21 protein-coding genes are annotated in these 23,413 nt (G+C 64.0%); 10 read left to right on the top strand and 11 right to left on the bottom strand.

Going from position 1 to position 23,413, the window contains the following annotated elements:
• The first annotated feature begins 70 nt into the window (after positions 1-70).
• A complete protein-coding gene (gene proB, locus BBA01S_RS19750) occupies positions 71-1,189 on the top strand; it encodes a glutamate 5-kinase (RefSeq protein WP_027817975.1) in 1,119 nt (372 codons plus the stop codon).
• Positions 1,190-1,283: 94 nt separating this feature from the next.
• Here proB and BBA01S_RS19745 read toward each other — a convergent pair whose 3' ends face one another.
• A complete protein-coding gene (locus BBA01S_RS19745; RefSeq protein ID WP_407668326.1) occupies positions 1,284-1,886 on the bottom strand; it encodes a CNP1-like family protein in 603 nt (200 codons plus the stop codon).
• A 125-nt stretch (positions 1,887-2,011) separates the two neighbouring features.
• Positions 2,012-2,686, bottom strand: coding sequence for an RNA pyrophosphohydrolase (locus BBA01S_RS19735; protein ID WP_027817973.1), 675 nt, complete (start codon positions 2,684-2,686; stop codon positions 2,012-2,014).
• A 240-nt stretch (positions 2,687-2,926) separates the two neighbouring features.
• Between BBA01S_RS19735 and BBA01S_RS19730 the strand changes: the two genes are divergently transcribed.
• Together BBA01S_RS19730 and BBA01S_RS19725 are read left to right on the top strand one after the other, a co-directional pair.
• Positions 2,927-4,663, top strand: a complete 1,737-nt coding sequence (locus BBA01S_RS19730; protein ID WP_027817972.1) for a proline--tRNA ligase — start codon at positions 2,927-2,929, stop codon at positions 4,661-4,663.
• A gap of 68 nt (positions 4,664-4,731) precedes the next feature.
• Positions 4,732-5,331: a MarC family protein gene (locus BBA01S_RS19725; RefSeq protein ID WP_027817971.1), complete on the top strand. Its 600-nt coding sequence runs from the start codon at positions 4,732-4,734 to the stop codon at positions 5,329-5,331.
• 101 nt (positions 5,332-5,432) lie between these two features.
• Here BBA01S_RS19725 and BBA01S_RS19720 read toward each other — a convergent pair whose 3' ends face one another.
• Together BBA01S_RS19720 and ffh are read right to left on the bottom strand one after the other, a co-directional pair.
• Positions 5,433-5,984 carry a hypoxanthine-guanine phosphoribosyltransferase gene (locus BBA01S_RS19720; RefSeq protein WP_027817970.1) on the bottom strand — a complete coding sequence of 184 codons (552 nt, stop codon included), beginning with the start codon at positions 5,982-5,984 and terminating at the stop codon, positions 5,433-5,435.
• A 165-nt stretch (positions 5,985-6,149) separates the two neighbouring features.
• Positions 6,150-7,517 (bottom strand): signal recognition particle protein, encoded by a 1,368-nt coding sequence (gene ffh, locus BBA01S_RS19715; RefSeq protein WP_027817969.1) that lies wholly within the window; start codon positions 7,515-7,517, stop codon positions 6,150-6,152.
• 113 nt (positions 7,518-7,630) lie between these two features.
• On the opposite strand from ffh, the gene BBA01S_RS19710 reads away from it, so the two are divergent.
• From BBA01S_RS19710 to BBA01S_RS19675, 7 genes are all read left to right on the top strand, one after another.
• Positions 7,631-8,587, top strand: coding sequence for a cytochrome C assembly family protein (locus tag BBA01S_RS19710; protein ID WP_027817968.1), 957 nt, complete (start codon positions 7,631-7,633; stop codon positions 8,585-8,587).
• A gap of 70 nt (positions 8,588-8,657) precedes the next feature.
• Positions 8,658-9,023 carry a PP0621 family protein gene (locus tag BBA01S_RS19705; RefSeq protein WP_027817967.1) on the top strand — a complete coding sequence of 122 codons (366 nt, stop codon included), beginning with the start codon at positions 8,658-8,660 and terminating at the stop codon, positions 9,021-9,023.
• Positions 9,020-9,637: a 1,6-anhydro-N-acetylmuramyl-L-alanine amidase AmpD gene (gene ampD, locus BBA01S_RS19700; RefSeq protein ID WP_027817966.1), complete on the top strand. Its 618-nt coding sequence runs from the start codon at positions 9,020-9,022 to the stop codon at positions 9,635-9,637. Before BBA01S_RS19705 ends, ampD begins: the two co-directional genes overlap by 4 nt.
• Positions 9,638-10,194: 557 nt before the next feature.
• Entirely contained in the window at positions 10,195-13,176 is a 2,982-nt protein-coding gene (locus tag BBA01S_RS19695) for a ribonucleoside-diphosphate reductase subunit alpha (RefSeq protein ID WP_027817965.1), read from the top strand.
• 759 nt (positions 13,177-13,935) lie between these two features.
• On the top strand, positions 13,936-15,147 hold the full coding sequence (locus BBA01S_RS19680) for a ribonucleotide-diphosphate reductase subunit beta (protein ID WP_027817964.1): 1,212 nt from the start codon (positions 13,936-13,938) through the stop codon (positions 15,145-15,147).
• Between the two features lie 93 nt (positions 15,148-15,240).
• The gene (locus BBA01S_RS48120; protein WP_084162339.1) at positions 15,241-15,558 is read left to right on the top strand and encodes a hypothetical protein; all 318 of its coding nucleotides are present in this window, start codon (positions 15,241-15,243) and stop codon (positions 15,556-15,558) included.
• 29 nt (positions 15,559-15,587) lie between these two features.
• Entirely contained in the window at positions 15,588-16,250 is a 663-nt protein-coding gene (locus BBA01S_RS19675; protein ID WP_027817963.1) for a histone H1-like DNA-binding protein, read from the top strand.
• A gap of 327 nt (positions 16,251-16,577) precedes the next feature.
• Here BBA01S_RS19675 and BBA01S_RS19670 read toward each other — a convergent pair whose 3' ends face one another.
• From BBA01S_RS19670 to accB, 7 genes are all read right to left on the bottom strand, one after another.
• On the bottom strand, positions 16,578-17,054 hold the full coding sequence (locus tag BBA01S_RS19670; RefSeq protein ID WP_027817962.1) for an outer membrane lipoprotein: 477 nt from the start codon (positions 17,052-17,054) through the stop codon (positions 16,578-16,580).
• A 53-nt stretch (positions 17,055-17,107) separates the two neighbouring features.
• Positions 17,108-18,049 (bottom strand): carbohydrate kinase family protein, encoded by a 942-nt coding sequence (locus BBA01S_RS19665; RefSeq protein WP_027817961.1) that lies wholly within the window; start codon positions 18,047-18,049, stop codon positions 17,108-17,110.
• Between the two features lie 88 nt (positions 18,050-18,137).
• Positions 18,138-18,638: a thiol peroxidase gene (tpx, locus tag BBA01S_RS19660; protein WP_027817960.1), complete on the bottom strand. Its 501-nt coding sequence runs from the start codon at positions 18,636-18,638 to the stop codon at positions 18,138-18,140.
• 146 nt (positions 18,639-18,784) lie between these two features.
• Positions 18,785-20,281 (bottom strand): DUF3426 domain-containing protein, encoded by a 1,497-nt coding sequence (locus tag BBA01S_RS19655; RefSeq protein ID WP_027817959.1) that lies wholly within the window; start codon positions 20,279-20,281, stop codon positions 18,785-18,787.
• A 108-nt stretch (positions 20,282-20,389) separates the two neighbouring features.
• Positions 20,390-21,286, bottom strand: a complete 897-nt coding sequence (gene prmA / locus BBA01S_RS19650) for a 50S ribosomal protein L11 methyltransferase (RefSeq protein WP_027817958.1) — start codon at positions 21,284-21,286, stop codon at positions 20,390-20,392.
• Positions 21,287-21,290: 4 nt separating this feature from the next.
• Positions 21,291-22,670 carry an acetyl-CoA carboxylase biotin carboxylase subunit gene (gene accC / locus BBA01S_RS19645; RefSeq protein WP_027817957.1) on the bottom strand — a complete coding sequence of 460 codons (1,380 nt, stop codon included), beginning with the start codon at positions 22,668-22,670 and terminating at the stop codon, positions 21,291-21,293.
• Positions 22,671-22,858: 188 nt separating this feature from the next.
• On the bottom strand, positions 22,859-23,329 hold the full coding sequence (accB, locus tag BBA01S_RS19640) for an acetyl-CoA carboxylase biotin carboxyl carrier protein (protein WP_027817956.1): 471 nt from the start codon (positions 23,327-23,329) through the stop codon (positions 22,859-22,861).
• Positions 23,330-23,413: the final 84 nt, after the last annotated feature.

Raw genomic sequence — 23,413 nt, 5'->3', positions numbered from 1 at the left:
CGCGCGGCCGCGCCGGCAGTTCGGCCAAACTGTTTCACGCGTCATCAGTCATTTGGGGAGACCGCGCAGCATGCGTTCCGTCATCGCCGATTCCCGGCGTCTGGTAGTGAAAGTCGGTTCGAGCCTCGTCACGAACGATGGCCGCGGGCTCGATCATGCGGCCATCGGCCGATGGGCCGCGCAGATCGCGGCGCTGCGTGCGCAGGGCAAGGAAGTCGTGCTCGTGAGTTCGGGCGCCATTGCGGAAGGCATGCAGCGTCTGGGCTGGACAAAGCGCCCACGTGAAATCGACGAATTGCAGGCGGCCGCGGCCGTCGGCCAGATGGGGCTCGCGCAGGTTTACGAAAGCCGCTTTGCGGAACACAACATCCGCACCGCGCAGATTCTGCTGACGCACGCCGACCTTGCGGATCGCGAACGCTATCTGAACGCGCGCTCGACGTTGCTGACGCTGCTGCGTCTGGGTGTCGTGCCGATCATCAACGAGAACGACACGGTCGTTACCGACGAAATCAAGTTCGGCGACAACGACACGCTTGGCGCGCTGGTGGCCAATCTGATCGAAGGCGATGCGCTCGTCATTCTCACCGACCAGAGCGGCCTCTATACCGCCGATCCGCGCAAGGATCCGGCCGCGACGCTCGTGCAGGAAGCCGATGCCGGCAAGCCCGAGCTTGAGGCGATGGCAGGCGGTGCGGGTTCGAGCATTGGCCGTGGCGGCATGCTCACCAAGATTCTCGCGGCCAAACGCGCGGCGCATAGCGGCGCGAATACCGTGATCGCAAGCGGCCGCGAAGAGGCGGTGCTGGTGCGTCTCGCGCAAGGCGAGGCAATCGGCACGCAGTTGATCGCACGCACGGCGCGCATGGCGGCGCGCAAGCAATGGATGGCCGATCACCTTCAGGTGCGCGGTCACGTCGTCATCGACGACGGCGCAGTCCAGAAGCTCACCGCGGACGGCAAGAGTCTCCTGCCGATCGGCGTGGTGGGCGTGCAGGGCGCATTCGCGCGCGGCGAGGTCATCGCCTGCCTGAATCCGGCGGGCCAGGAGGTCGCGCGCGGCCTCACCAACTACAGCAGCGCGGAAACGAAGCTGATCCAGCGTCATCCGAGCGGTGAGATCGAAGGCGTGCTCGGCTATATGCTCGAGCCGGAGCTGATTCACCGCGACAATCTCGTGCTGATCTGAAGTCGATCAAGGCGCAAAGAAAAAGCCGCAACAGTCGATGACTGCTGCGGCTTTTTTGTATCTGACCTGCGCGGTAAAGCGCAAAGCGCGGCGATTAACGTACGAGCGTCGATTGCGTGCGGCCGAAGCGGATGTTCTCGCTGATGACCGGTGCCTTGCCAATCGGCATCTTGTTCGCGCAGAAGTAATCCTGATAAAGCCGCGACTGATACGCGTTGAGCTCACCGTTCTCGATGCGCGACCAGTCGTTCGCCACGGTCTGATCCCAGCCGTTGTGGTCGGCGTTCAGGCTCGCATAGAGGCGCCACTCGTAGGTGTCGCAGCGGATGCCTTCGTAATTGATGTTGCGCGCGCCGTTCGGGCTCGTAATGACGATCACGTAGCGCACCACACCGTCGGTGCCGACGCTCAGCGAGGCCGGATCGACCGAGAACTTCAGCGGCGTGTTGTTCGAGACATCGAAGCCATAGAGCGTCGTGTTCGGGCCCGGCAGCGCCGGCAGGCCTTCGAGCGCGTTTTCTTTCCACTCGCCCTTGCGGTCGAGCAGGTAGGTGAACGCGCTGTCGTCCTTGTTGGTGGGGCCGGAACTGCCGCAAGCGGACAGCAGGACGCTACTAGCGGCCGCGGCGCACACCGCAGCAAGAGCCAATCGTTTCAAGTGATATTCCTTCGATGCACCGGCGCTGCGCGCACGAATGCGCGGCGCCGCGAATGCGGACCGCAGCGCGCCGCGCAGGGAACTGCGCAGCGCCCGCCTGGCCGGTCCGGGCGTGGGTGCGACGTGGCGAGCCTGCTAGCGGGCAATTCAGGCCGAAGCCTGATTTACCCGTGCTCGTCCGGCGCAGGCTCGATCATACTCCCCGCGGGGTCGCAGTCGCGATCCAGTGGGGAGTGATCGGCGGTGTCGACGAGCGTGGGCTCGAATTCCACCGCCTCGGCGTGCGCCGTTGCGATCAGGCGCGGATAGCGCACCTCATGGCCATGCGAGCTATGCACATGGACGCGTTCGACACGCGGCATCGCCGGGCGTCGCAAAAATCGCGACAGCTCGGTTAGCGCCAGCTGATAGACGTCGCGCTTGAACTCGATGACCGCTTCGAGCGGCACCCAGTATTCGTTCCAGCGCCACGCATCGAACTCGGGATGCTCCGTCGCCCTCAGGCAGATATCGCAATCGCGCCCGACCATGCGCAGCAGAAACCAGATCTGTTTCTGGCCGCGATAATGGCCGCGCACTTCGCGCTTGATGAACTTGTCCGGCACCTCATAACGCAGCCAGTCGCGCGTGCGACCGACGATCTTGACGTGCTCCGGATGCAGACCGGTTTCTTCGTGCAACTCCCGATACATTGCCTGCATGGGGGTCTCACCATATTTGATGCCCCCTTGCGGAAACTGCCAGGAATGTTCGCGAACCCGTTTGCCCCAAAACACCTCGTTTCGCGCGTTCAAGAGGATGATGCCGACGTTCGGGCGAAACCCCTCACGATCCAGCATACAACCACCTTCGAATCCTTTAAAATTGCTTTGATTATAAACAGATAACGGTTCTCACGCACCCGGCGGCCAGAAGTTTGGAGCGTTTTGTCACGAAGGCGCAAAAACCGTTCGCCACGCCGGCCGCGGGCCTCACCTGCGCGGCATCCGGGGCGTTGTCATAATGTCGGGTCTGTGAACTCCACCGTTGGACTCTTTCGGGCGGCCTCCCGTTGCCGCCGCTTTTGGAAAAAACCCTGAATGAAAGCCTCCCGTTTCTTTATCGGCACCCTGAAGGAAGCGCCGGCTGACGCCGAAATCGTCAGCCACAAGTTGATGATCCGCGCGGGCATGATCCGTCGCGTCGCGGGCGGCATCTACAACTATCTGCCGGTCGGCCTGCGTTCGATCCGCAAGGTCGAGCAGATCGTGCGCGAGGAAATGAACCGCGCGGGCGCCATCGAACTGCTCATGCCGGCGGTGCAGCCGGCCGAACTGTGGCAGGAGTCGGGGCGCTGGGAGCAATACGGGCCGGAACTGCTGCGCTTCAAGGACCGCAAGCAAAGCGATTTCGTGATGGGGCCGACGCACGAGGAAGTCATCACCGACATCGCGCGCAACCAGATCAAGAGCTACCGTCAGATGCCGGTGAACTTCTACCAGGTGCAGACGAAGTTCCGCGATGAAATCCGTCCCCGTTTTGGCGTGATGCGCGGCCGCGAATTCATCATGAAGGACGCGTACTCGTTCGATAAGGACGTCGACGGTCTCAAGCTGTCGTACCAGAAGATGTACGACGCCTACGTGCGCATCTTCACGCGCCTCGGTCTGCAATTCCGCGCGGTCGTGGCCGATAACGGCTCGATCGGCGGCAGCGGTTCGCACGAATTCCACGTGATCGCCGAAACGGGCGAGGACGACATCGCTTACTGCCCGACCTCGGAATTCGCCGCTAACGTCGAAGCCACCGAAGCCCTGCCGCTGATCGCCTCGCGCGCCGCACCGGCCGAAGCGCTCACGAAGACCTCGACGCCCGGCGCCGCGAAGTGCGAAGCCGTCGCGAAGCTGCTCGACATTCCGCTCGAAAAGACCATCAAGTCGATCATCCTGGCCACCGACAACGAAGGCGCCGAGCCGACGATCTGGTTGCTGATGCTGCGCGGCGACCACGACCTGAACGAGATCAAGGCAGGCAAGATCGAAGGTCTTGCAGGTTTCCGCATGGCGACCGAAGCCGAAATCGTCGAATGGTTCGGCACGCCGCCGGGCTACCTCGGGCCGCTCAATACGAAGAAGCCGGTCAAGGTGATCGCGGACCGCACGGTCGCGAACATGAGCGACTTCGTGGTCGGTTCGAACGACGTCGACTTTCACACCACGGGCGTGAACTGGGGCCGCGATCTGCCGGAGCCGGTCGTGGCCGATATCCGCAACGTGAAGAAGGGTGATCCGTCGCCGGACGGCCAGGGCGTCATCGACATCTGCCGCGGCATCGAAGTGGGCCACGTGTTCCAGCTCGGCACCAAGTATTCGAACGCAATGGGCGCAACCTTCCTCGCGGAAAACGGCAAGCCCGCGCCGATGCAGATGGGCTGCTACGGCATCGGCGTCACGCGTATCCTGGGCGCCGCGATCGAGCAGAACTTCGACGACAAGGGCATCATCTGGCCGGAATCGATCGCACCGTTCCAGGTGGTCGTGTGCCCGATGGGGATGGATCGCAGCGAACTCGTGCGCGAGCACGCGGAACGTGTGTACAACGAACTGCTCGCAGCGGGCATCGACGTGATCCTCGACGATCGCGGCGAGCGTCCGGGCGTGATGTTCGCCGACTGGGAACTGATCGGCGTGCCGCATCGTCTCGTGATCGGCGAGCGTGGCCTGAAGGACGGCAAGATCGAGTACCAGGGCCGCCGCGACACGGAAGCCACGCTGTTGCCGGCCGAAGAAGCCGCGCAGACGGTCGCGCAGAAGGTGCAGGCAGCGCTTCAGGCTTGATGCGCGTTTTCGGGCACAGCCCCGCGCACATTTCGGCGATCCAACCCAGCTAAGGGAGCGTTGCGAACGTGGAGTACAGTTTCCTGTCCGCAACGATCCTGTTGCTGCTTATCACCGATCCGCTCGGCAATATCCCGCTCTTCATCGGCTGCCTGCATCACGTAGCGCGGGAGCGCCGGGCAATCGTGATCCTGCGCGAAGTGGCGATCGCGTTCGTGATCCTGCTCATCTTCATGGTGGCCGGCAACGGCTTCCTGCGCATGATGGGGCTCACGGACACGTCGCTGCGCATCGGCGGCGGCATCGTGCTGTTCCTGATCGCGCTGCGCATGATCTTTCCGCATCCGGGCGGCCCGTTCGGCGGCGGCGACAAGGGCGGCGAGCCGCTGATCGTGCCGCTTGCGATTCCTGCGCTGGCGGGGCCGTCGGCGCTGGCCACGGTGATGCTGCTGACCTCGCAGGCGCCGGGCAAGCTGTTCGAGTGGATCGGCGCGCTGATCGTGACGATGGCGATTTGCGCGATCGTGCTGGTGCTCGCTGAGCGCATCCAGCAGTGGCTCGGCGAGCGCGTGGTGACGGCCTTCGAGCGTTTGATGGGGCTCGTGCTCGTGGCGATTTCGGTGGAGATGATCCTTGCGGGCATTGCCGCGTTCGTGCATCACCTTTGACGTCGCCCACGACTGCGCACGTCGACAACAAAAAAGCCGCTTCGAATGAAGCGGCTTTTTTTATTGGCGTGGCCGATGCGGCCCGCGCTTACGCGCCTGGGTTACGCACCCTCGGTCAGTGCGCGAATGGTCGGCAGGTTACGCCAGTAACCCTTTGCATCCATGCCGCAGCCGAACACGTAGCGATCCGGCACCGAAAAGCCGCAGTAATCCGGATGCAGCGGCTTGGCCTTCGGAATGATCTTCTCGCACAGCACGGCCGACAGGAAACGCTTCGCGCCCATGTCCATGATGCGGTCGCGGATCGCGGCCATGGTTTCGCCTTCATCGAGGATGTCGTCGAGCACGAGCACGACGCGGTCTTTCACCGACTCGCGCGGCGCCACGCGCCATTGCATCTCCGCGCTGCCCTTGATGGCGTTGCGGTAGCGCGTGAGGTGGATGTAGTCGAACTCCAGCGGGAAGTCGAGGTGCGGCAGCAGCATGCCGGTGAACACGGCCGCGCCACCCATCACCGACAGCACGAGCGGGAAGTCCTCGCTGATATCGGCGCGAATGGCTTCGGCCATCCGGCCGATCGACGCATTGACCTCGCTCACCGAAACGATTTCTTCGGAGTGGCGGAAAATATGGAGGGCTTCTTCGCGATTCATGACTCTGGCGGGGCGGTGGCTGTAGCTATTCAGTGTGGAAAATAACGACGGCGCGCGCTACAGCAAAAACCCGCGCTTCATGTTCCGGCTCGCGCGCCGCGTCGTGTCGGGCTGCCCGCGCGCAGTTGCGCCGCGCAGCCCGGGATCAAACTCAGGAAACGTCGATCAGCGCATGCCGGGCATCATGCCCTTCATGCCGCGCATCATCTTCTGCAGGTTGCCGCCCTTGAGCTTCTTCATCATGGTGCGCATCTGGTCGTACTGATTGAGCAGACGGTTCACTTCCTGCACCTGCACGCCTGCGCCCGCCGCGATACGGCGCTTGCGCGTGGCCTTGATCAGATCGGGCTTGGCGCGCTCCTGGGCGGTCATCGAATTGATGATGCCTTCCATGCGGCGCATCTGCTTTTCGGCCTGGCCCATGTTGGCGCCCGAGGCGGCCTGCTGGAACTGTGCGGGCAGCTTGTCCATCAGCGACGACAGGCCACCCATGCTCTTCATCTGCGTGAGCTGGGCGCGGAAGTCGTTGAGGTCGAAATCGCCGCCTTTCTTGACCTTGTCGGCGAGCTTCTGGGCGGCCTGCACGTCCACGCCGCGCTGCGCTTCCTCGACGAGAGCGAGAATGTCGCCCATGCCGAGAATACGGTTGGCCATGCGGTCGGGGTGGAACACTTCCAGACCGTCGAGCTTTTCCGCGACGCCGACGAACTTGATCGGCTTGCCGGTGATGTGGCGCACGGAAAGCGCCGCGCCGCCGCGCGAATCGCCGTCGAGCTTGGTGAGCACGACGCCGGTGAGCGGCAGGGCGTCGTTGAACGCCTTGGCCGTGTTGACCGCGTCCTGGCCGAGCATGGCGTCGACCACGAACAGGGTTTCGGCGGGCTTGAGCGAGGCGTGCAGCGCGGTGATCTCGTTCATCATCGCCTCGTCGATACCGAGGCGGCCGGCCGTGTCGACGAGCAGCACGTCGTGATAGTGGCGCTTGGCCCAGTCGACCGCGGCTGCGGCGATGTCGACCGGCTTCTGGTCGGGCTGCGACGGGAAGAAGTCGGCGCCGACCTGTTCCGTCACCGTCTTCAGCTGCGCGATAGCAGCGGGGCGGTAGACGTCACAGGAAACGGTCAGAACCTTCTTTTTGTACTTCTCGCGCAGGAGCTTGGCGAGCTTGCCGACCGTGGTCGTCTTACCCGCGCCCTGCAGGCCCGCCATGAGGATGACGGCGGGCGGCGTGACGGCGAGGTTCAGCTCGACGGCCTTGCCTTCGTAGTCGCCGCCGATCACGGCGGTCAGCTCGCGCTGCACCACGCCGACGAGCGCCTGGCCCGGCGACAGGCTGGAGATCACTTCCTCGCCGAGCGCCTTTTCCTTGACCTTGGCGATGAACTCGCGCACGACGGGCAGCGCAACGTCTGCTTCGAGCAGCGCGAGACGAACCTCGCGCAGCATTTCCTGCGTATTGGCTTCGGTCAGCCGGGCTTCGCCGCGCAGCGTCTTGACGACGCGCGCCATCCGTTGAGTGAGATTGTCGAGCATGGGGAGGCGGTGAGCAGTGAGGCCCGGTGGGTCACGCAGCGGGAGCGCGCCGCGTTTCGTCGCGCTTCGGTGTGTTTGCCGCGCGGCCAGGGGGCCTATAGTAAACTTCGAACATGGATATTGTACTGTATGCCCTCACCGTACTCTTGTACGGCGGTCTGTGCGTTGCCGACTGGCGCGCATTGCGCCGCGCCAGCGTCGAGCCGCTTTTCGGCAGCGTGCCGCCGGTTCCGCTGGCGATTGCACCCTCCGGTTCCTCTGGCCTCGCGGGCGCGGACGCCGAGGCTTCGCGCGCGCGCAGCTTCGGCGCACTCTCGCGCACGCTGCTGTTCGCCGCGCTGGCGGCGCATGGCCTGCTGCTGCACACGACGATCTTCCCCGCCCACGAAATGATCTTCGGCTTCGCGTTCGCGTTGTCGGCGATGTTCTGGCTCGGCGCGGTGATCTACTGGATCGAGAGCTTTTTCTTTTCGCTCGACGGGCTGCGCCTGCTGTTGTTGCCGCTCGCCGGCATCGCGTCGATTCTGCCGCTCGTGTTCGGCGGCGTGCGCGTGCTGCCGTATGCGGCTGCGCCGCTCTTCAAGCTGCACTTCGTGATCGCCAATGTGGCGTACGGGCTGTTCGCGATCGCGGCGCTGCATGCGGTGCTGATGCTCGCCGTGGAGCGCCGTCTGCACGCGCTCAAGGGCGCGGGCTTCCAGCGCAACGCCGGCAACAAGGGCGGCGGCTGGCTGTCGAACTGGATCGAGACGCTGCCGCCGCTGCTGACCATGGAAAAGCTGTTGTTCCGTCTGATCGGCGCGGGCTTCGTGCTGCTGACCGCTACGCTCGTGTCGGGCATCGTGTTCAGCGAGCAGTTGATCGACCGTCCGCTTTCGCTCGATCACAAGACGGTGTTCGCGATTCTCTCGTGGCTGATGTTCGGCACGCTGCTCACCGCGCGCAAGATTTCCGGCTGGCGTGGGCGCTCGGCGCTGCGCTGGGTGATCGCGTCGTTTGTTGCGCTGCTGCTCGCGTATGTCGGCAGCCGCTTTGTGTTCGAAGTGCTGCTGCATCGTCCTGTGGTTTGATGCACGACGCTGCGCGGCTTTACCTGCTGCGTCACCTGCATGCTTCACATGCTGATACCTGATTAACTTCATGCGACAGATTCTTCTCCTGATCCTGCTGTTCTTCGTCGGGCAGTGGTTCGTCAAGACACTGCGCCGCGCGCAGCCGCAAGCACGTCCGGGCGCCGATCCGCGTCAGCCGGGGCAGGGCGCGTGGCGCGCGAATGGCGGCGCACAGGGCAATGGCCCTGGCGGCTCCTTCGGTGCGAATGATGGGGGTGCGAAAGCCGGCTCGAACGGCAGCGCATTGCCCGAGCCGATGGTGCGTTGCGCCGAGTGCGGCGTGCATGCGCCGCGCAGCGAATCGGTGAGCGTGGGTGCGCAGAGCTTCTGTAGCGCCGCGCACGAACGCGCCTACGACGCGCGCAAGACTGGTCAGGATCGTCCCGCGCGATGAGCTACGCCGTAGCACCGGATGCGCCTGCGTACGTTGTCGATGCGCAGGGTTGGGTGTCTCCCGCGCAGCGCCTGCCGTCACCGAACTTCGAAGCGCGTCCCGACGGCGCAGTGCCGACGCTCATCGTCGTGCACAACATCAGCCTGCCGCCAGACACCTTCGGCGGCCCCGAGATCGCCGACCTGTTCCTCAATCGGCTCGACTGCGACGCGCATCCGTACTTCGACACGCATCTGCGCGGCGTGCGCGTGTCGGCGCATTTCGTGATTCATCGCGATGGCACGCTCGAGCAGTTCGTTTCGTGCGACGAGCGCGCGTGGCACGCGGGGTTGTCGAACTTCTTCGGCCGCGAGCGCTGCAACGACTTCTCGATCGGCATTGAACTGGAGGGCAGCGACACCCAGCCCTTCGAAGCCGCGCAATATGAGACACTCGCGCCCCTCGTGCGAGCGTTGTGCGCGCACTATCCGATCGACGCGCTCGCGGGTCACTCGGATATCGCGCCAGGTCGCAAGACCGATCCGGGGCCGCATTTCGACTGGACGCGCCTGCAACGCGAGGCGCAACTGGGCGATGTGTTCTTTCCCTATCTTCATGCGCGCGATGCCTCTTGATGGGGCGTCAGCGTCGTCTTGACGCACCATGGCGCAACTAGGCGAAGACCTTTTGCTGCACTAACCGTAGCGCGGCGTATGGGCTTTTTCGACGCATGAAAAATGACGTCGCGCTCAAATGCCCGCGCCGTCTAGGCTTCGCGTGCTGTCAAGACTCCAGGCCGAAATTTTCTTCGTTTTTTCTTCTTTGACTGTCCGGCGCTTCCACTATACTTCGTACCCGAAGCACGGCTTTACACCATATGTTGTGTTGTTCTGCGGCGCCCCGCTCGGTCGAGCATGGCGCCGCGCGCATTAGCGGCATAGGAAAAATTGTGCGGTGCAGTCGGCCAGAAGTCCGGCGCACCGGCTGATATCGAGAGAAAAGGGTACAGCCAATGATCGCGGCATACACGATGAAGAACGAAACGTTACGTGGTTCATCTGCCTTGCCGCATCCGGCAGCCTCGCCAGGCTGGCCCTCCATCTCCACCCAATCGTTCGCGCACACGGGGGCGCGGCATCCGTATTAATTCGCGAATTCCCTTCGCACATTTCCAGGACCAGGAGCTTTGCACATGCAAACGACCGATAACGTCTCGACCCGGTATGAAGGCGCGCCCGCCGCGCAGCTGGGTGGCCAGCCGCAGGACGGCCAGAACGGCGCCGCGCAGTTCGCCGACCACAAGGTGATTCGCCGTAACGGCAGCGTTGTGGGCTTCGAGCCGTCGAAGATCGCCCTCGCCATGACCAAGGCATTCCTGGCCGTCAATGGCGGACAGGGTGCAGCGTCGGCGCGTGTTCGCGAACTCGTCGAGCAGCTCACGCAGAACGTCGTGCGCGCACTCGTGCGCAGCCGTCCGAACGGCGGCACGTTCCACATCGAAGACATCCAGGATCAGGTCGAACTCGCGCTGATGCGCGGCGGCGAGCACAACGTCGCGCGCGCCTACGTGCTGTATCGCGAGAAGCGCAGCCAGGAACGCACGCATGCGCCGGAAGCGGCAGCCGCGCCTGGCATCAACGTGACCGACAACGGCGTCACGCGCCCGCTCGACATGAACGCGCTGCGCGCGCTGATCGTGTCGGCGACCGAAGGCCTGGGCGACGCCGTGAGCGCCGACCCGATCGTCGCGGAAACGGTCAAGAACCTGTACGACGGCGTGCCGATGTCGCAGGTCTACGATTCGGCGATCCTGGCCGCACGCACGATGATCGAAAAGGATCCGGCATACAGCCAGGTCACGTCGCGCATCCTGCTGCACACGATCCGTCGCGAAATCCTGGAAGAAGAAGTCACGCAAGCCGACATGGGCTGGCGTTACGCGGAGTACTTCCCGCAGTTCATCAAGCGCGGCGTCGAAGCCGGCCTGCTCGACGACAAGCTGCAACAGTTCGACCTGAAGCGTCTCGGTAACGCGCTCGACGCGGGCCGCGACCTGCAGTTCGGCTACCTCGGCCTGCAGACGCTGTACGACCGCTACTTCCTGCACGTCGGTGGCACCCGCATCGAAATGCCGCAGGCATTCTTCATGCGCGTCGCGATGGGCCTGTCGCTCAACGAAATCGACCGCGAAGCGCGCGCGATCGAGTTCTACAACGTGCTCTCGTCGTTCGACTTCATGTCGTCGACGCCCACGCTGTTCAACTCGGGTACGCACCGCTCGCAGCTGTCGTCGTGCTACCTCACGACGGTTGCCGACGACCTCGACGGCATCTACGAAGCGCTCAAGGACAACGCACTGCTGTCGAAGTTTGCGGGCGGCCTGGGCAACGACTGGACGCGCGTGCGTGCACTCGGTTCGCACATCAAGGGCACGAACGGCAAGTCGCAAGGCGTGGTGCCGTTCCTGAAGGTCGTGAACGACACGGCCGTCGCGGTGAACCAGGGCGGCAAGCGCAAGGGCGCGGTCTGCGCGTACCTGGAAACGTGGCACCTGGACATCGAAGAGTTCCTCGAACTGCGCAAGAACACGGGCGACGACCGTCGCCGTACGCACGACATGAACACGGCGAACTGGATTCCCGACCTGTTCATGAAGCGCGTGATGGAAGGCGGCGACTGGACGCTGTTCTCGCCGTCGACCTGCCCGGATCTGCACGACCTGTTCGGCGCCGATTTCGAAAAGGCTTACGTCGCTTACGAAGAGAAGGCGGCACGCGGCGAGATCAAGCTGTTCAAGAAGCTGCCGGCTGCGCAACTGTGGCGCAAGATGCTGGGCATGCTGTTCGAAACGGGCCACCCGTGGATCACGTTCAAGGATCCTTGCAACGTGCGTTCGCCGCAGCAGCACGTCGGCGTCGTCCACTCGTCGAACCTGTGCACGGAAATCACGCTGAACACCAGCGACACGGAAATCGCCGTGTGTAACCTGGGTTCGGTGAACCTCGTCGCTCACATGGTCGAACAGGCCGACGGCACGTTCGCACTCGACCACGAGAAGCTCAAGCGCACCATCAGCGTCGCGATGCGCATGCTCGACAACGTCATCGACATCAACTACTACGCGGTGGCGAAGGCGCGTAACTCGAACCTGAAGCACCGTCCGGTCGGCATGGGCATCATGGGCTTCCAGGACTGCCTGCACGTTCTGCGCACGCCGTTTGCTTCGCAAGAGGCCGTCGAGTTCGCCGACCGTTCGATGGAAGCGGTCTGCTACTACGCTTACTGGGCGTCGACGGAACTGGCAGCCGAGCGCGGCCGTTACTCGACCTACCGCGGTTCGCTGTGGGATCGCGGCATCCTCCCGCAGGACACGCTCAAGCTGCTCGAGGAAGCACGCGGCGGTTACGTCGAAGTCGACACGAGCGAGACGATGGACTGGACGTCGCTGCGCGAGCGCATCGCCGCGCACGGCATGCGTAACTCGAACTGCATCGCGATCGCACCGACCGCGACCATCTCGAACATCATCGGCGTGTCGCCGTGTATCGAGCCGACGTTCCAGAACCTCTACGTGAAGTCGAACCTCTCGGGCGAATTCACGGTGGTGAACGACTACCTCGTTCGCGACCTGAAGTCGCGCGGCCTGTGGGACGAAGTCATGGTCGCCGACCTGAAGTACTTCGACGGCATGCTCTCGCGCATCGACCGCGTCCCGGCCGACCTGCGCGCTGTCTATGCGACGGCGTTCGAAGTCGATCCGACGTGGCTCGTCGAAGCGGCGTCGCGTCGCCAGAAGTGGATCGACCAGGCGCAGTCGCTGAACATCTTCATGGCGGGTGCATCGGGCAAGAAGCTCGACGAGATCTACAAGCTCGCATGGGTGCGCGGCCTGAAGACGACGTACTACCTGCGCACGATGGCGGCGACGCACGTCGAGAAGTCGACGGTCGCTCACGGCGCGCTCAACGCAGTGCCGACGGGTGGCTCGAACGGCGGTGGTGCAAGCGGTGGCGCTGGCTTCGGTGCAGCAGGCGGCGCGGCCGGCAACGGCGGCTCGACGGTGATGCACTCGGCGCCCGAACAGGCAGCCGAAGACGCACCGGAAGCGGAAGGTCCGGTGTGCATGATGCGTCCGGGCGACGCCGGCTTCGAAGAGTGCGAAGCCTGCCAGTAATCCTGGCGCTCAGTTTGCCAGTGCAGTTTGCCAGTTCAGCTTGTCGAATCGGCTCGTCAATAAAGCGGCAACGCGCAGTGCAACACTGCGCGCATGACGCAGGACCGCGAGCAGTACAGCAGTAGCCAGGCAGCAAGCAGGCAGTCATGCGGCAGCACTGTAGTAAACAATAGTAGGTAGTCGAAGCGTTTGAAGGGCGGTGCGCGCAATGCGCGCCGCCTGTCTCTCCCGGCGAAGTGTGGATGGCGATGTGGAGCAACGACGCGGCACGCGTGTTGCTCGCTTCTTCCTCACGTTTCGTTTGTGACAGGCTTCAGGAATCCTTGGGGTTTTTCGCTAGTCACTCGATCCTCGTTTGATCGATATGCAAAGCGCGCACGATGCGCGGCAAGCGTGAAGCGAAACGGGCGACAACGGGCGACAACGGCAAGGACAAACGCAACGACGAGCGCGATGAAAAGCGCAGTGAAGAGCGAAGGCAATGACGTGCGAATCGATGAACGAAGCGCGCGTGATGCGAAGGCTCTTTCACCCGCGCTCACGATTGCGCGTAGACCACGAAGCGCGTCGCGACAGTGACGTTCGAGCAACGCAGAAGCGAAGCTTGCGCACTGTTCACGTGAGTCGATCGAGACGATGCGATAACAAAGTGTTGTATCGAGGTCTCAACGCGAATCGAAAACAGGTTTTTTCGTGTGCGAACCCTTTTACCGCTCACGAAAAGATGGTACAAACCGTTCTAAATTGATGGTGACATTTATGCTCAACTGGGATGACGAGAACACGGCCGTAACTCCGTCGAGCGGTGCGCAGCAAAACGCAATGCGCAACCTCGCGGGACAGGCTGTCTCTGCTCCGGGCATGCACTCCGCTCCTCAGTCCTCTTCGGCAACCAACATCTTCGCCGCCGACTTCGCAGTCGCACCGCCGCCGCAGGCGCCGGTCTCGGCCGAAGGCCGCGTGAATGTCGCCGACAAGCGCATCATCAACGGTCAGACCGACGTCAATCAGTTGGTTCCGTTCAAGTACAAGTGGGCCTGGGAAAAGTACCTGGCTGGCTGCGCGAATCACTGGATGCCGCAGGAAGTGAACATGTCGCGCGACATCGCCCTGTGGAAAGACCCGAATGGTCTGACCGAGGACGAGCGCCGCATCGTGAAGCGCAACCTCGGCTTCTTCGTGACCGCCGACTCCCTCGCCGCCAACAACATCGTGCTCGGCACCTACCGGCACATCACGGCGCCCGAATGCCGCCAGTTCCTGCTGCGCCAGGCGTTCGAAGAGGCGATCCACACGCACGCGTACCAGTACATCGTTGAATCGCTCGGTCTCGACGAAAGCGAGATCTTCAACGCGTACCACGAGGTCAAGTCGATCCGTGACAAGGACGAGTTCCTGATCCCGTTCATCACGACGCTGACGGATCCCTCGTTCAAGACCGGCACGCTCGAAGCCGACCAGACGCTGCTCAAGTCGCTGATCGTGTTCGCGTGCATCATGGAAGGCCTGTTCTTCTATGTGGGCTTCACGCAGATTCTCGCGCTCGGCCGCCAGAACAAGATGACGGGCGCCGCGGAGCAGTATCAGTACATCCTGCGCGACGAGTCGATGCACTGCAACTTCGGCATCGACCTGATCAACCAGATCAAGCTCGAAAATCCGCAGCTGTGGACGCCGGCGTTCCGCGCGGAGATCACCGAACTGTTCAAGGAAGCGGTCGAACTCGAATACCGTTACGCGGAAGACACCATGCCGCGTGGCGTGCTCGGCCTGAACGCGTCGATGTTCAAGAGCTATCTGCGCTTCATCTGCAACCGTCGCTGCCAGCAGATCGGCCTCGACGCGCTGTTCCCGAACGAAGAGAACCCGTTCCCGTGGATGAGCGAAATGATCGACTTGAAGAAGGAACGCAACTTCTTCGAGACGCGCGTGATCGAGTACCAGACGGGCGGTGCGCTGACCTGGGAATGACCCGGACGCACTGCGAAGTCAGTCTTTTGGGGTTGCCGCAAGGCGCTACGCGAGCGCCTTCGCCGGCATGACGATTAGGAGCAGGAACGCCTGATGCAAAGCGTGCCCGGAGCCCTGGCGGCTCAACTACGTGCAAGGCACTTTGCAAACCCTTCAGAGGGATGGGCAAACTTCCCCCCGGAAAAAGGCGCGAGCCATGTGGCTTGCGCCCTCAACGAACGTTGCCCGGTGTCGGTAGCCGACGCCGGAATGACTCGGCGCGCCGTGCTTTTCAGCACGGCGCGCCTTACCGCATTCATTAGCGTAAGCGCGCGGGACCAGCGTACGCCGATGAATAGCCCGCTTTGTAGCGTGCGCCCTGAGAAGCGTTTGCGGGAAGCGGGTTTTGACGAAGGGTGTAGTTTGAACTGACTCTCATCTGAACCTGAAGGAGAAGAAAAATGGCAACTGCCAAGAAGAAACCGGCGGCCAAAAAAGCCGCAGTGAAGAAGGTTGCAGTGAAGAAGGCTGCTGCTCCGGCGAAGAAGGCCGCAGTGAAGAAGGTCGCAGCAGTGAAGAAGGTTGCTGCCAAGAAAGTCGCCGTGAAGAAGGTTGCTGCGAAGAAGGCAGCTCCGGCGAAGAAGGCAGCACCGGCCAAGAAGGCCGCTGCGAAGAAGGTTGCAGCCAAGAAGGTCGCCGTGAAGAAGGTTGCTGCGAAGAAGGCAGCACCGGCGAAGAAGGTCGCAGCGAAGAAGGTTGCCGCCAAGAAAGTCGCGGTGAAGAAGGTTGCAGCCAAGAAGGCAGCACCGGCGAAGAAGGCCGCAGCGAAGAAGGTTGCCGCCAAGAAAGTCGCAGTGAAGAAGGTTGCTGCGAAGAAGGCTGCACCGGCCAAGAAGGCTGCGCCTGCGAAGAAGGCTGCTGCCAAGAAGGCTGCGCCTGCGAAAAAGGCCGCGCCTGCTGCCAAGAAGCCTGCTGCGAAGAAGGCTGCCCGCAAGGCACCGGCGAAGAAGGCTGCCGCTGCTGCGCCTGCGGCTGCTGCGCAACCGGCTGCACCCGCAGCAACGGTGAAGACGGCACTGAACCCGGCTGCTGCATGGCCGTTCCCGACGGGCAGCCGTCCGTAAGCCGTTCAAGCTGTAGCAGTACAGGCCGGAGCACGCGAGAGTCAGTTAAACAACGTGTGCTTCGGTGGTCGGGCCCGGCGACTTGCTCGCAAGGCTCGATCTGCAATCCCGTCGCAGGGTTATCCGCGACGGGATTTTTTTCGTCCGTACGTCTTGCGCGCCCGGGACGGTGCGGCAAACGGGCATGAAAAAAGGCGCATGCACAGGGGAGAGCATGCGCCTGAGGTTCCGCAGGTAAGGCGCGAAGCGCCGCGCTGCGGTACAGGGGAAACCGGTCTTCGGTTGCCGGCGTGTACACACGCCGGCGTGGGTGATTCTCTAAGCCTGTTAGTGCGTCACGCGCGTCACGCCGCCGCTCGACAGCAGGCGCACGCGGTCGCCCGCCTGGAACACCTCGCCCGTCGCCGACTGGGTGATGGCGCGATAGTCGCCGTTGTCCAGTCGCACGGTGATCTCGAGACCATCATGCACGGCCACGCCGTTTTCGACCGCATTGCCGGCCACTGCGCCCGCAATGCCGCCGATGATGCCGGTGACGATCGAACCGCGGCCGCCGCCGATGGCGCTGCCGGCAACCGCGCCAAGCGCGCCGCCGCCCACTGCGCCCAGGCCGCTAGGCTGGCCGTTGTTCGAGCTGATCTTCACCGCGCGCACGCTTTCCACGACGGCCATGCGAACCGTGGCTTCGCGCTGCGCCTGCGAGGCGGTGTACACGTCGGCGGAACTGCTGTTATAGGCACAACCCGACATGGCGAGCGAACCCGCGATCATGACGGCCACAATCAGACGATTTGTTGTTTTCATTTCCCGTAACTCCAATGCGCTTCTGTGCGCGCCGTTCCCGCGGCGCTGCGTGTTCAGAGCGACAGTTCGTAACCGAACGCCGCCTTGAATCGTTCCTGGATCTGCGCCTTGGTGGGCGCATAGTTCTGCGGACCTTGCTGCTCGATCTTGAACGCGCCCATGAGGCTGGCCAGACGCCCGCTGGTCGCCCAGCCGAGCTTGTTCTCGATGCCGTAGAGCAGACCACCGCGGAAGGCGTCGCCGCAACCGGTCGGGTCGAGCACGCGCTCGGCCTGCACAACGGGGATCTCTTCGATCTGGCCGTCGTGGTAGATCTGCGAGCCTTGCTCGCCGCGCGTGATGATGAGCGCTTCGACCTTGCTGGCCATCTCTTCGATCGACCAGCCGGTGCGGTGGCTCACAAGGTTGGCTTCGTAATCGTTGACCGTGAGATAGGTCGCAAGTTCAATCGCGCGGCGCAGCGACGCACCATCGAACAGCGGCAAACCTTGACCCGGATCGAAAACGAACGGGATTTTTGCCGCCGCGAGTTGCTCTACGTGCTGAACCATGCCGTCGAAGCCGTCCGGCGCGACGATGCCGAGCTTGATGCCGGGCGCTTCGTCCGCTTTGTTCACGTGCGATTGCATCATCGCGCCCGGGTGGAACGCGGTGATCTGGTTGTTTTCGAGATCGGTCGTGATCATCGCCTGCGCCGACCACATGTCGGGCAGCACGCGCACGTGCGCCGTGTTCAGGCCGAGCGCGTTGAAGCGATCCATATAGGGCTGTGCGTCGGCGGCGCCGAGCGTGCCCATGATGCGCGCATCGCCGCCCAGCAGGTGCAGCGCGTAACCGATATTGCCCGCGCAGCCGCCGAATTCGCGGCGCATCGTCGGCACGAGGAAGCTGACGTTCAGGATGTGCACCTGCTCGGGCAGGATGTGCTCCCGGAAGCGACCCTCGAAGGTCATGATGTTGTCGTAGGCGAGCGAGCCGCAAATGAGCGTAGCCAAGGCGGGAATTCCTGTGATGCGTGTGATGAAAGAGGGCGGCGCGCGGCGCGTTGCAAAGTGTTGCCGCCGCTGCGCGCCGCCGCCGTGATTACTTCAGCGCGGCGAGTGCTGCGTCGTAGTTCGGCTCGTTCTTGATTTCGCTGACGCGTTCGGCGTACACGACGTTGTCGTTGGCGTCGATCACGACCACGGCGCGCGCCGTCAGGCCGGTGAGCGGGCCGCTCGTGATGTCCACGCCGTAGGCTTGCGCGAACTCATGGCCGCGGAAGGTCGACGCCGTGACGACGTTTTCGATGCCTTCGGTCGTGCAGAAGCGGCCGGCTGCGAACGGCAGGTCGCCCGAGATCACGACGACAGCCGTGTTGTCGAGGTTCGCGGCGGCTTCGTTGAACTTGCGCGTCGAGGTGGCGCAGGTCGGCGTGTCGAGGCTCGGGACGATGTTCAGCACCTTGCGCTTGCCGGCGAAATCGGCGAGGGCGACGGGCTTCAGATCCTTGCCGACGAGCGAGAACGTCGGGGCCTTCTGGCCGGGCGCCGGGAAGGTGCCTGCGACGTCGATCGGGTTACCGCCTAGCGTGACTTGACTCATGATGTGCTCTCCGGATTCAAAGCTGTTGTGGTGAGTGGCGCACCCGGCAAGGCCGGGTGCCGGGAGCGCGCGGCTCGCGCATCGCAGGAGCGGCACGGGCGCGCGCGCAGGGATGCGCGCTGACAGATCGCAGTGACTGAACGCAGTTACGGATAGAAAATCTCGATGCGGAAATTCGACGCGATGACGTTGCCGGTGTCGAGGCGCACGATCATCGTCTGCGTGAGGTGCGGCGCCAGGCCGTCGTCGATGCGCGTGCCGGGCGGCACGTAGTCCTGCGGCCACAGCACGCGGCGCAGCACGACGTTGTTCTGGCGGTCGAGCAGCGTGAGTTCGATCGCTGGGTAAGCCAGCGCCACCTGGAAGCGGTTGCGCAGCGGCACCTTCAGTTCGAGATGATGCGGGTCGTCGACCTGACGCAGATCGGACGGCTGCACCTGCAGGCCGTCGATGTCGCGCGGCGGGCTCACGTGGCAGCCGAGCTGCGCGCAGACCTGCTGATAGACCGGTTGCGACGCGGGCCAGTAGACCATGACGCTTTCGCGCTGCCACCAGACGAGTTGCAGCGCGAGCAGCACGATCAGCGCGAGCATCAGGATCCAGCCGAAGATGCGCCAGCCCGGATGACCTTTCGCGCGCGCGGGCGCTTCGCGGGTGACCGCGAACGGTTCGTCGCCGTCGCTGGGTTCGAGCGCGGTGAAGGCGGGCGTGCTGGCCGCGATCGCCGTCGATCGATGCAGCGTCGGTTCGGGATCGGCGATGGGGGCGCGGGTCGGCGTGCGGGCCGTTTCAGCCGACGAAAGCGTCGGCTCGGTTTGGCCCGGATGCGGGCTGCCCGGTGCAATCGGCTCCGGCGGCACCAGTTCGGGCTCGCTACGCGTCCAGCGCGTGGCGGGCGGGAAGGGCTCCGCAGGTGTTTCGGGTGTGGCGTGGGGGGCGGCGGGCTCGGACGCGAACGTCGGTTCGTCGTCGTGGATCACACGCATCTCGGTTGCACGCGCGGCCTTGCGTGTCGCGGCGGCGGCGAGGCTCGCCTGCGGCAGATGATCGGCGTTGTATTGCAGGCGCGGATCGATGTGGCTATCCGGCAGCGGCGCCCACGGATCCCAGGCGGCGCCCGCAAAATTCGGCGGCGCAGCGGGGCGGGCTGGAGCCGGTTCAGGCTCGGGGGCGTGTTCTTGCGCGGGTTGCAGCCGGGGTTCCGGCGCGGGTTCGGCCGTTGGTGTTTGCGCGCTTTCGGGCGCGACATCGGGCGCGACTTCGGGTGCGATTTCAGGCGCAACTTCAGTGGCAACGTCGGCTGCCGCTTCGTGACCCGGCGCAGCAACTTCCGGCGCGAATTCAGGCTCCGGCTCGCGTGCCGGCTCAACGATCGGTTCGGGATGGACAGGCTGCGCGACGTGTGCGGAATGCGTCGCGGCGGATGCCGCTGCATGCGGCGTCGTCAGGCTCGCGGCGATGTCGGCCGCAACGGGCGTGGCCAGGCCGAAATCGCCGTCTTCCGGCACATCATAGAGGCTGCCCGATGCGTCGAAAGCTTCCTGGCAATGGCCGCAGCGCACGAGGCCGCGGCGCGCGGCGAGCTGCGCCGGCTGGATTCGGAATACGGTTTCGCAGAAGGGGCAGCGCGTGGCCAGGAGCATGTGTGCCGTGGACCCGGATGGTTGGCGATACCCGCCATTCTAATGGCAATCCACGACGCTTAACGACTTGAGCCGCCGCCCCCGAGGGCGAGCGGCGTTCGTGAAGCGTTATGCGCGGCGCGTACCGGCCAGGCAGACCCAGCCTTCGTGCTCGCGCCAGACCGAAATATCGATCCATTGCGCGTACACCTGCGCCACTTCCTCGGCCTGGCGGGCCAGGATGCCCGACAGCGCGATGCGTCCACCCGGCTTCACGCGCGACGACAGCATCGACGCCATCAGCTTGAGCGGATTCGAAAGAATGTTTGCAACGACGATGTCGAACTCGCCCGCTTGCAGGTCGTCGGGCAGGCCATAGGTCACGTCCGCGTGGTTGCGTTCGCTGTTATGGCGCGCCGATTCGACCGCCTGCGGATCGATGTCGATGCCGATCACCGGATTGGCGCCGCACTTCTTCGCGAGGATCGCGAGGATGCCCGAGCCGCAGCCGTAATCGAGCAGCGACGTACCCGGCGTCACGTTCTGCTCCAGCCACTCCATGCACAGACGCGTGGTGGGATGGCTGCCCGTGCCGAACGCAAGGCCCGGATCGAGTTCGAGCACCAGTGCGTCCGGATCGGGGGCATCGTGCCACGAGGGCACGACCCAGATGCGCTCGCCAATCGGAATCGGATCGAACTGCGATTGCGTCAGGCGCACCCAGTCCTGCTCCTCGACTTCGCGCAGCGTGTGCTTCGGCACTTCCGGCAGACCCAGCTCATTGGACGCCGCCGCGAGCAGCACGGCGGGATCCTGGTCGTCGCCGATCAGCGCGATCACGCGCGAATGCTGCCACGCGGTGCGCTCGGGGTTGAGGCCCGGCTCGCCGAAGAGCGGCTGCTCGTCGGGCGTGTCGGCGTCGGCGTCTTCCACCGACACCGAGAGGGCGCCAAGCTCGATCAGCGCGTCGGACAGTTCTTCCGCGCGGTCGCGCTCGAGTTCGACGATCAGTTCCCGGTAGCTCATGGAATTACGCTTCGTCCTTCTTCACGCCCTGGTTCATCGCTTGACGCTCGGCCAGGCGGCTTTCCAGGTAGTGAATGCTCGTGCCGCCTTCGACGAACTTGGCGTCGAGCATCAGTTCGCGGTGCAGCGGGATGTTCGTCGAGATGCCTTCGACCACCATTTCCGACAGTGCGATGCGCATGCGCTGGATCGCCTGCTCGCGCGTCGCGCCGTAGGTGATCAGCTTGCCGATCATCGAATCATAGTTCGGCGGCACGAAATAGCCATTGTAGGCATGCGAGTCGACGCGCACGCCAGGACCGCCCGGCATGTGCCACGAGGTCAGGCGACCCGGCGACGGCGTGAACTTGAACGGGTCTTCCGCGTTGATACGGCACTCGATCGCGTGGCCCTTCAGCTGGATGTCGCGCTGACGGAACGAAAGCTTCTCGCCCGCGGCAATGCGGATCTGTTCCTGCACGATGTCGATGCCGGTGATCTGCTCGGTGACCGGGTGCTCGACCTGCACGCGCGTGTTCATTTCGATGAAGTAGAACTCGCCGTTTTCGTACAGGAACTCGAACGTGCCCGCGCCGAGGTAGCCCATCTTCTTGCAGGCGTCGGCGCAACGGTCGCCGATGCGGTCGAGCAGGCGGCGCGCGATGCCCGGCGCCGGCGCTTCCTCGATCACCTTCTGGTGGCGGCGCTGCATCGAGCAGTCACGCTCGCCGAGCCACACGGCGTTCTTGAACGAGTCGGCGAGCACCTGAATCTCGATGTGACGCGGATTCTCAAGGTACTTCTCCATGTAGACCTGCGGGTTGCCGAAGGCGCGGCCCGCTTCTTCCTTGGTCATGTTGACCGCGTTCACGAGCGCCGCTTCCGTGTGCACCACGCGCATGCCGCGGCCACCGCCGCCGCCCGACGCCTTGATGATGACCGGGTAGCCGATCGTGCGTGCGATCTTGACGATTTCTTTCGGATCGTCCGGCAGCGCGCCTTCCGAGCCCGGCACGCAAGGCACGCCGGTCTTGATCATGGTCTGCTTGGCCGTGACCTTGTCGCCCATCATGCGGATCGTTTCCGGACGCGGGCCGATGAAGGTGAAGCCCGATTGCTCGACGCGCTCGGCGAAGTCGGCGTTCTCCGACAGGAAGCCGTAGCCGGGGTGGATCGCCTCGGCATCGGTGACCTCCGCCGCGCTGATCAGCGCGGGCATGTTCAGGTAGCTCAGGTTCGACGGCGCCGGGCCGATACAGACGGCCTCGTCCGCGAGCTTCACGTACTTGGCTTCCTTGTCGGCTTCCGAATAGACGACGACCGTCTTGACGCCGAGTTCGCGGCACGCGCGCTGAATGCGCAGCGCGATTTCGCCACGATTGGCAATAAGGATTTTTTCAAACATGGTGGGTATTCGACTCATCAATGGGCGCCGCATGACCGTGCAGGCGGGCCGCCAGGGAGGACCGGTGGTGCGCGCGGCGCTGGTGGCCGCGCGCGCCGCGACCGGCGAGGGCGGTGCGGCGCCAGAGGGATGTCGCGCGAAGCGCCGGCGCGCTCATGCGATCACTCGTGATCTGCGGGTGGGCGTACTTACGCGACCACGTAGAGCGGCTGGCCGTATTCGACCGCCTGGCCGTTCTCGACGAGGATTTCCTTGACCACGCCCGCGACGTCCGACTCGATTTCGTTCAGGAGCTTCATCGCTTCGATGATGCACAGCGTCTGGCCTTCCTTGACCGTGTCGCCCACCTGGACGAACGGATCAGCGCCCGGCGACGGTGCGCGGTAGAACGTGCCGACCATCGGCGACGTCACGACGTGACCTTGCGGCACTGCCGGCGCAGCAGCGGCGGGTGCTGCGGCTTCGCCAGCCTGGGCCGGTGCGGCTGCCATCGGGGCGCCTGCCATCGGTGCGGCGAATTGCGCGGCGGTCGGTTGCACGTAGACCGGCGGCGCGTTCTTGACGATGCGCACCTTGCCTTCGCCCTCGGTGACTTCGAGTTCCGAGATGCCCGATTCGGAGACGAGGTCGATCAGAGTCTTCAGCTTACGTAGATCCATGGTGCAGCCCCTTTGCTTGAATACGTGAGGTGCCGGGGCGCGCGCGTCCCGGCACGGGATAAGAGTGGTCTTTCAGAGTGCGTC

The sequence above is a fragment of the Paraburkholderia bannensis NBRC 103871 genome (assembly GCF_000685015.1).
Lineage (GTDB): Bacteria > Pseudomonadota > Gammaproteobacteria > Burkholderiales > Burkholderiaceae > Paraburkholderia > Paraburkholderia bannensis.
The sequence above is the reverse complement of the archived record's forward strand: the minus strand, read 5'-3'. Positions and strand labels throughout refer to the sequence as shown.

Bases quoted from the DNA above. Each gene is read 5' to 3' on its own strand.
- proB (WP_027817975.1), top strand. From the start codon at position 71: ATGCGTTCCGTCATCGCCGATTCCCGGCGTCTGGTAGTGAAAGTCGGT.
- BBA01S_RS19735 (WP_027817973.1), bottom strand. From the start codon at position 2,686: ATGCTGGATCGTGAGGGGTTTCGCCCGAACGTCGGCATCATCCTCTTG.
- BBA01S_RS19730 (WP_027817972.1), top strand. From the start codon at position 2,927: ATGAAAGCCTCCCGTTTCTTTATCGGCACCCTGAAGGAAGCGCCGGCT.
- BBA01S_RS19720 (WP_027817970.1), bottom strand. From the start codon at position 5,984: ATGAATCGCGAAGAAGCCCTCCATATTTTCCGCCACTCCGAAGAAATC.
- ffh (WP_027817969.1), bottom strand. From the start codon at position 7,517: ATGCTCGACAATCTCACTCAACGGATGGCGCGCGTCGTCAAGACGCTG.
- BBA01S_RS19710 (WP_027817968.1), top strand. From the start codon at position 7,631: ATGGATATTGTACTGTATGCCCTCACCGTACTCTTGTACGGCGGTCTG.
- BBA01S_RS19705 (WP_027817967.1), top strand. From the start codon at position 8,658: ATGCGACAGATTCTTCTCCTGATCCTGCTGTTCTTCGTCGGGCAGTGG.
- ampD (WP_027817966.1), top strand. From the start codon at position 9,020: ATGAGCTACGCCGTAGCACCGGATGCGCCTGCGTACGTTGTCGATGCG.
- BBA01S_RS19695 (WP_027817965.1), top strand. From the start codon at position 10,195: ATGCAAACGACCGATAACGTCTCGACCCGGTATGAAGGCGCGCCCGCC.
- BBA01S_RS19680 (WP_027817964.1), top strand. From the start codon at position 13,936: ATGCTCAACTGGGATGACGAGAACACGGCCGTAACTCCGTCGAGCGGT.
- BBA01S_RS48120 (WP_084162339.1), top strand. From the start codon at position 15,241: ATGCAAAGCGTGCCCGGAGCCCTGGCGGCTCAACTACGTGCAAGGCAC.
- BBA01S_RS19675 (WP_027817963.1), top strand. From the start codon at position 15,588: ATGGCAACTGCCAAGAAGAAACCGGCGGCCAAAAAAGCCGCAGTGAAG.
- BBA01S_RS19670 (WP_027817962.1), bottom strand. From the start codon at position 17,054: ATGAAAACAACAAATCGTCTGATTGTGGCCGTCATGATCGCGGGTTCG.
- tpx (WP_027817960.1), bottom strand. From the start codon at position 18,638: ATGAGTCAAGTCACGCTAGGCGGTAACCCGATCGACGTCGCAGGCACC.
- BBA01S_RS19655 (WP_027817959.1), bottom strand. From the start codon at position 20,281: ATGCTCCTGGCCACGCGCTGCCCCTTCTGCGAAACCGTATTCCGAATC.
- prmA (WP_027817958.1), bottom strand. From the start codon at position 21,286: ATGAGCTACCGGGAACTGATCGTCGAACTCGAGCGCGACCGCGCGGAA.
- accC (WP_027817957.1), bottom strand. From the start codon at position 22,670: ATGTTTGAAAAAATCCTTATTGCCAATCGTGGCGAAATCGCGCTGCGC.
- accB (WP_027817956.1), bottom strand. From the start codon at position 23,329: ATGGATCTACGTAAGCTGAAGACTCTGATCGACCTCGTCTCCGAATCG.